At 54.1% G+C, this 7,131-nt stretch carries 5 protein-coding genes and 1 pseudogene; 2 read left to right on the top strand and 4 right to left on the bottom strand.

The window, feature by feature from the left end:
• Window positions 1-216 precede the first annotated feature (216 nt).
• Complete coding sequence (gene pssA / locus C3Z11_RS00655; protein WP_106475602.1) at window positions 217-1,041, bottom strand: CDP-diacylglycerol--serine O-phosphatidyltransferase; 825 nt, start codon at window positions 1,039-1,041, stop codon at window positions 217-219.
• Window positions 1,042-1,102: 61 nt separating this feature from the next.
• Between pssA and C3Z11_RS00650 the strand changes: the two genes are divergently transcribed.
• A complete protein-coding gene (locus C3Z11_RS00650; RefSeq protein WP_106475601.1) occupies window positions 1,103-1,609 on the top strand; it encodes an MOSC domain-containing protein in 507 nt (168 codons plus the stop codon).
• 50 nt (window positions 1,610-1,659) lie between these two features.
• Here C3Z11_RS00650 and ilvC read toward each other — a convergent pair.
• From ilvC to C3Z11_RS00635, 3 genes and pseudogenes are all read right to left on the bottom strand, one after another.
• Window positions 1,660-2,691 (bottom strand): annotated as a pseudogene (gene ilvC / locus C3Z11_RS00645) (ketol-acid reductoisomerase); the annotation flags it as partial.
• Between the two features lie 42 nt (window positions 2,692-2,733).
• On the bottom strand, window positions 2,734-3,225 hold the full coding sequence (ilvN, locus tag C3Z11_RS00640) for an acetolactate synthase small subunit (RefSeq protein WP_106475599.1): 492 nt from the start codon (window positions 3,223-3,225) through the stop codon (window positions 2,734-2,736).
• Window positions 3,225-4,949: an acetolactate synthase 3 large subunit gene (locus tag C3Z11_RS00635; protein ID WP_106475598.1), complete on the bottom strand. Its 1,725-nt coding sequence runs from the start codon at window positions 4,947-4,949 to the stop codon at window positions 3,225-3,227. Before C3Z11_RS00635 ends, ilvN begins: the two co-directional genes overlap by 1 nt.
• 589 nt (window positions 4,950-5,538) lie before the next feature.
• Between C3Z11_RS00635 and treF the strand changes: the two genes are divergently transcribed.
• A complete protein-coding gene (gene treF, locus C3Z11_RS00630) occupies window positions 5,539-7,098 on the top strand; it encodes an alpha,alpha-trehalase TreF (RefSeq protein WP_106475606.1) in 1,560 nt (519 codons plus the stop codon).
• Window positions 7,099-7,131: the final 33 nt, after the last annotated feature.

Raw genomic sequence — 7,131 nt, 5'->3', positions numbered from 1 at the left:
CTACTCTCTTTACCGATCCTGTCAAGCCATTCCGAAGAATTTTCCAAACAGAATCAATGTCTTGCGCTTCCTCCGCCACCGACCCGAAGGACTCGTCCCCGGCAGCGGATGCGTACTTTACGCGCCAGGGTGACGGAGCGCAAGCACTTTCTTAAAAATAATTGAGGCAACCTTTTGGGTTACCTCAAACAGCATCTTGTGTGGTTTTACAGCACTTTATTTCGACGGCTTTCTTGTGCGCCGCCATATTGCCATTACCGGCCCAGAAAGCGAGTAACCGCCAAAAAGCAGTAACAACATGACAGCCGGCTCAAGGGAAATGACCACAAACCCGAGCACAATCGCCAGCAATGCGACGAAGGGAACCGGACCCTTGAAATCGATATCCTTGAAGCTGTAATAGCGGATATTGCTGACCATCAAAATACCCGCAGCAGCCACAATAAACGCCATCAGCAATTTGAAGCCGAAAGCAGTTGCTTCGAAGCTGTGAAATGTCCAGACGCAACCAGCCACGACACCGGCCGCCGAAGGACTGGGCAACCCAATAAACCACTTCTTGTCGACACTACCGATCTGAACATTGAAACGTGCCAGTCGCAATGCCGCGCCAGCAACGAAGACAAAGGCAGCAATCCATCCCAGCTTACCAATATCCTGCAGCGTCCAGCTGAACGCCACAATGGCTGGCGCCACGCCAAAAGACAACATATCAGCAAGACTGTCGTATTCTGCACCGAAGGCACTCTGCGTATTAGTCATTCGTGCCACCCGCCCATCAAATGCATCGAGCACCATGGAGATGAATATCGCAATAGCCGCGCCACCATAATCACCGTTCAAGGCAGCGACTACTGCAAAGAAGCCTGAAAACAGTGCTGATGTGGTAAAGAGGTTGGGTAATAAATAAATACCGCGCCGTCGTACTCGTTTACCGTCTTCAACGACCTCCTCGACGACTTCGCTATCTTCCTGAAACTCCGAAAACGGATCCTTACGGCCATTGTTTTCCTTGTCTGAGGTATTGGGCTCTTGCGTCATAGGTCTAATCCCGTTGGAGTTGGCTAATACATTCTACATGCTAGACGATAGGTAATCCGCCATGAATGATATGAAGACGCTGCTGGAACGTTTTCCTCATGCAGGCCGCATCGAGTGGCTTGGCGTTCGGCCGGCCCGCAATGAAGCAGTGCGAATTGTAGAAACTATTGAAGCACAGCCAGGCCAAGGGCTAATAGGTGATCGCTATAACGGACGCAGCGGCAAGCGCGAAGTTACGCTAATTCAGGCTGAACATTTGCCCGTTATTCAGGCACTGTGCCCCGGCACGTCCATTCAACCTGAGATGCTTAGACGCAATATCGTCGTGTCCGGTATCAACCTTCTGGCACTGAAGGGTAAGCGCTTGCGGCTAGGTGAAAACGTCATAGTGGAGATCACTGGTCTTTGTGCACCCTGCAGCAAGATGGAGGTTGTTCTGGGTCCAGGCGGTTACAACGTGATGCGCGGTCATGGCGGCGTCACAGCACGCGTTGTGCATTCCGGGATAATTTGCCTGGGAGATACAGCGAGCAAGGACGACAATAGTGAAGATATTCAGCCAAGCTAACAAAACGGGCGTGGCAATTGCCACGCCCGCCAGTACCGATAAAGCAGAAATCAGTTCTTGGACTTATCGACCATCTTGTTAGCCGCGATCCACGGCATCATGCCACGCAGCTTTTGGCCGACCTGCTCGATTTGATGCTCGGCACCAATACGACGCTTGGCCTTCAGCGTCGGGAAGCCAGCCTGGTTATCGAGGATGAAGTCCTTGGCGAACGTACCGTTCTGGATATCCTTAAGTACCTGACGCATCGCGTTCTTGGTCTCTTCGGTGACGATTTTCGGCCCGGTGACGTAATCGCCATACTCCGCTGTATTGGAGATTGAGTAACGCATGTCGGCCATACCGCCTTCGTACATCAAATCAACAATCAGCTTGAGTTCGTGCAAGCACTCGAAGTAAGCCATCTCCGGCGCATAGCCAGCCTCCACCAGCGTCTCGAAACCGGCCTGCACCAGCGCGGTGGCGCCACCGCAGAGTACCGCCTGCTCACCAAACAGATCGGTCTCGGTTTCTTCGCGGAAGGAGGTATGGATAATTCCCGCACGACCGCCGCCATTGGCACTGGCATAGGACAGCGCAATATCCTTGGCCTGACCGGACTTGTCCTGGTAAATCGCGATAAGGCTGGGCACCCCGCCACCCTGGGTATAAGTAGAGCGCACGGTGTGACCCGGCGCCTTGGGGGCCACCATGATCACATCGATATCTTCACGCGGTTCAATCTGCTGGAAATGAATATTGAAACCGTGTGCAAACGCGAGCGCCGCGCCTTGCTTGAGGTTCGGCTCGATATCGCGGTAGTAGATCTGTTTCTGCGATTCATCCGGCGCAAGGATCATTACAACGTCAGCACCCGCCACAGCATCCTTGACCTCAGCAACCTTAAGCCCGGCATTTTCGGCCTTGCTCCAAGAGCTAGAATCCTTACGAAGCGCGATAGTCACCTCGACACCGGAATCCTTCAGGTTGTTGGCATGCGCATGCCCTTGGGAGCCGTAACCCACGATGGTGACTTTCTTGCCTTGGATCAGGGAGAGATCACAATCCTTGTCATAATACACTTGCATTGAATTCACCTTGTCATCATGACGACAACGTCGCCAGTTATGTGTCCAGAAATTTGATTAGACACTCAGAATCTTTTCGCCACGTGCGATACCCGATACCCCAGTACGCGCCACTTCGAGTACGCCAATCGGCCCCATAGCCTGCAGAAAGGCATCGAGCTTACCGGCATCGCCGGTTATCTGCACGGTATAGAGGCTAGGCGTGACATCGACGATCTGCGCCCGGAAGATATCCACTGTACGCTTGACTTCGTCACGCGCGCTGCCTGTGGCTTTAACCTTGACCAGCATCAACTCGCGCTCGATATGGGCACCTTCGGTCAGATCAACCAGCTTAACCACATCAACCAACTTGTTGAGGTGTTTGGTGATCTGCTCGACAACGCGGTCATCACCTACTGTCGTCACCGTCAGACGTGACAGCGTGGGATCGTCGGTCGGCGCAACGTTGAGCGTCTCGATGTTGAAGTTACGCTGGGAGAACAGCCCGACTACGCGAGACAGCGCACCCGGTTCGTTTTCCATCAGAATCGAAATGATGTGACGCATCAGGTTCGCTCCGTCTTGGAAAGCAGCATGTCACGCATGGCGCCGAGCGGCACCTGCATCGGATAGACGTGCTCGCGCGGGTCGACATGGATATCCAGGAAGACCAGCTCGTCTTTTAGACGAAACGCCTCTTCAAGCGCCGGCTCGAGTTCCTCAAGCGTACGCACCGTCATCGCCTTGAAACCGTAGGCTTCGATCAGCTTTTCAAAGTCCGGCAGCGACTCCATGTAGGAATGCGCATGGCGTGATTTGTAATTCAGATCCTGCCACTGACGCACCATGCCCAGCGAGGCATTGTTCAGGTTAATGATCTTGACCGGAATGTTGAACTGCTTACAGGTCGACAGCTCCTGCATCATCATCTGGAAACTGCCTTCACCGGTGAACAGCACAACATCATCATCCGGATAGTTCAGCTTGATGCCATTAGCCGCAGGGAAACCGAATCCCATCGTGCCCAGACCGCTCGATGATATCCAACGATTGGGCTTGTTGAACTTGTAATACTGACCGGCAAACATCTGATGCTGACCAACATCGGTAACCACAAAAGCGTCACCGTGAGTGATCTTGTGTACCGCCTCGACAACCTGCTGAGGCTTGAGCGGCTCACCCGGCGTAGCAGGCTCATAGAGCTTACCGGCACGCTCACTACGCCAGCCTTCGATCTGTTGCCACCACGCTTCGAGCGCATCCTGGTTAACACTTTCTCGACTGGAAAGCAGTCCCAGCATCTCGTTCAAGACATTGTCGGCTGCGCCAACGATCGGCACGTCAGCCTGAACGGACTTGGATATAGAGCTAGGATCAATATCCACATGGATGATCTTGGCCGTCGGGCAGAACTTGGAGACATTATTAGTGACGCGGTCATCAAAGCGCACACCAATACCAAAGACCAGATCGGAATGGTGCATCGCCATGTTCGCCTCATAGGAGCCGTGCATGCCGGGCCAACCCAATGACTGTCGGTCATTTTGCGGATAGGCGCCAAGCCCCATCAATGACGTAATAACAGGCAGATTAAGGCGCTTGGCAAGATCGGTAAGCGCCTCACTGGCACGCCCCGAGATCACCCCACCGCCGGCAAAAATCACCGGACGGCGTGCCTTGAGCATCATATCAACCGCTTTTTTGATCTGCCCGGCGTGGCCGCGCGTTACTGGACTATAGGAGCGCAGCTTGACCTTCTTGGGATAGACATACTCATAACGCTCGGTCGGCGCGGTCATATCCTTGGGAATATCAACTACTACCGGCCCTGGACGGCCAGTCGACGCCAGGTAGAACGCCTTTTTGAGAATAGTCGGGATCTCGGAAGGATGACGCACAGAGAAACTGTGCTTCACGATTGGCCGTGTAACACCGACGATATCGGTTTCCTGGAAAGCATCTTCGCCGATCAAATGGCTGGCCACCTGGCCGCAGAGCACAACCATCGGAATCGAATCCATATAGGCGGTAGCAATGCCTGTCACGGCATTGGTTGCCCCTGGACCGGAGGTTACGAGCACCACGCCAGGTTTACCGCTGGCCCGCGCATAGCCATCGGCCATATGCGTAGCGGCCTGTTCGTGACGTACAAGAATGTGTTTTACATCGTCTTGGCGAAACAGCGCATCATAGATATGCAGCGCTGCGCCGCCGGGATAGCCGTAGATATACTCAACACCCTCATCTTTCAAAAAGCGGGCGATCATATCGGCGCCGGAAAGCAATTCCACTGGTGAGTCTCCCCTGGAGGTCTCGAGTGCATACACGATGCGGTACGCATCGGCGTTCGAGGGCGGCGATGCCGCCTGCCGTGGCCCTTGGCCAACGACACCTGATGCCAGACCCTGGCGTTCTTCGGCCCGGTTGGGGCCTGCACTTTATAGCGCATCGGGTCGATGCGTCGGGGCAATGATCAGGCAGGCGGATAGCGCCCTGGCCCGGTAGGTCCTTCGACAGGCGGGTAGAGGTCTAACGCCTACCCTTCACGCGGTAGCTGGGGGTTGCCCGTGCCATTCCGCGCCCGAAATCAGGAAGCCCTAAGATTCCCTTACCCTCGGGCGAGTGTCAACCAACAATCACGGCCACAAGCACTGAAAAAGAGCACTTTTTTGTTTCACCCCTGTAGTGCGCACCAAAAAAGCCGATATCAGCTTCACTTGATGGTCGGAATATCCCTGCATACTTTAGATAAAGCAGGAATTTCATCTACAGCGGAACACGACCATGAAAACGAACTCACTAGCGTTACGGTGGCTCGCCTGGGGTATTGGCTGCCTCGCATTTTTTCTCTCATTCGATTATGTCGAAGGGGCCTCTTCAATGAACACTGAGACGTCAGAGCTGAAAACGGTAGGGAACCAAGAGGTTCCGCCGCGCCCGGATCTGTTGTGGAAAGATCTATTTACCGACGTGCAGCGTCGCGCCATCTTCGACGACAGCAAGACCTTCGTTGACCTAGTGCCACTGGCTAGTCCTGAGTCGATTCTAAGCACTTACCATCACGTCAAGGCAGAACATAAGCTCGATGACGAAGCACTCAAGACTTTCGTCCTGGAGCATTTCGCACCTGCCGAAACCGCGGCAGTAGCTTATAATCCCGATCCAAATGAAGACGTCACGACCCACATCGACGAACTTTGGACAGCACTGACGCGTCAGCCCCAGTCGAAGAAGAGCCCCTATTCATCGCGCATCGCACTGCCAGCGGCGTATGTCGTGCCCGGCGGCCGTTTCGATGAAATTTATTACTGGGACAGCTACTTCACCATGCTCGGCCTGCTGGAGAGCGGACGTTCTGAACTCGTCCGTGACATGGTGCAGAATTTCGCCTACTTGATTGACACCTTCGGCCATATTCCCAATGGCAACCGCACCTACTACCTGAGCCGCTCCCAGCCGCCTTTCTTCGCCAGTATGGTGGACCTGCTTGCAGGTGTTGATGGAGACGACGTCTATCGCCGTTACCTTCCCGAACTTGAAAAGGAATACGCTTATTGGATGGATGGCGCCGATCAGCTCCAGCCTGGTGAGGCACGCCGTCGTGTCTTACGCCTGGAAGATGGCACACTGCTCAACCGCTACTGGGACGATCTTGCCGAACCGCGTCAAGAAGCCTATGTAGAAGATGTTGAAACGGCAGAAGCGTCATCACGCGATCACGCCATGGTCTGGCGCAACTTGCGCGCCGGGGCTGAAAGCGGCTGGGACTTCAGCTCCCGCTGGTTGAAAGACGGTAAAACGCTGACCACTATCCGCACTATCGATATTGCGCCAATCGATCTTAACAGCCTGCTTTATCATCTCGAAAGAACGCTGGTCAAAGCTAATGAACTGGCCGGCCATACAGACAAAATTGATCATTACCGCGAGCGCGCGGCGCAGCGTCTTCAGGCGATTCGTACCCGGTTTTGGAATGCCGAGCAGGATTACTACGGCGACTATCTCTGGCAAGAAGATAAATTGACCGGCGTGATCAGTGCCGCCATGGCTTTTCCGTTGTTCTACGGCATCGCTACACCCGAACAGGCTCGTGGCGTCGCCGCAACACTGGAACGCGAATTGCTCAAACCTGGAGGCCTATCCTCAACGACAACCACTACCGGCCAGCAATGGGATCAACCCAACGGTTGGGCGCCTTCGCAGTGGATCGCTATCGAGGGATTAAAGCGTTATGACAACACCCAGCTGGCCCGTACCATTGCCTCGCGCTGGATTCATACCAACCTTGAGCGTTACAACGAAGAACACAAACTGATTGAGAAGTACAACGTCATCAATAATCAACGTGCCGGTGGCGGTGAATATCCTGCTCAGGATGGTTTCGGCTGGACCAACGGCGTATTACGGGCGCTAATGGCGGATTATCCTGATGTTCATTAAACCTTACCTGATCATGTAAAGCGGCTCACAACA

It is taken from the genome of Phytohalomonas tamaricis (genome assembly GCF_003012345.1).
GTDB classification, from domain to species: domain Bacteria; phylum Pseudomonadota; class Gammaproteobacteria; order Pseudomonadales; family Halomonadaceae; genus Phytohalomonas; species Phytohalomonas tamaricis.
The sequence above is the reverse complement of the archived record's forward strand: the minus strand, read 5'-3'. Positions and strand labels throughout refer to the sequence as shown.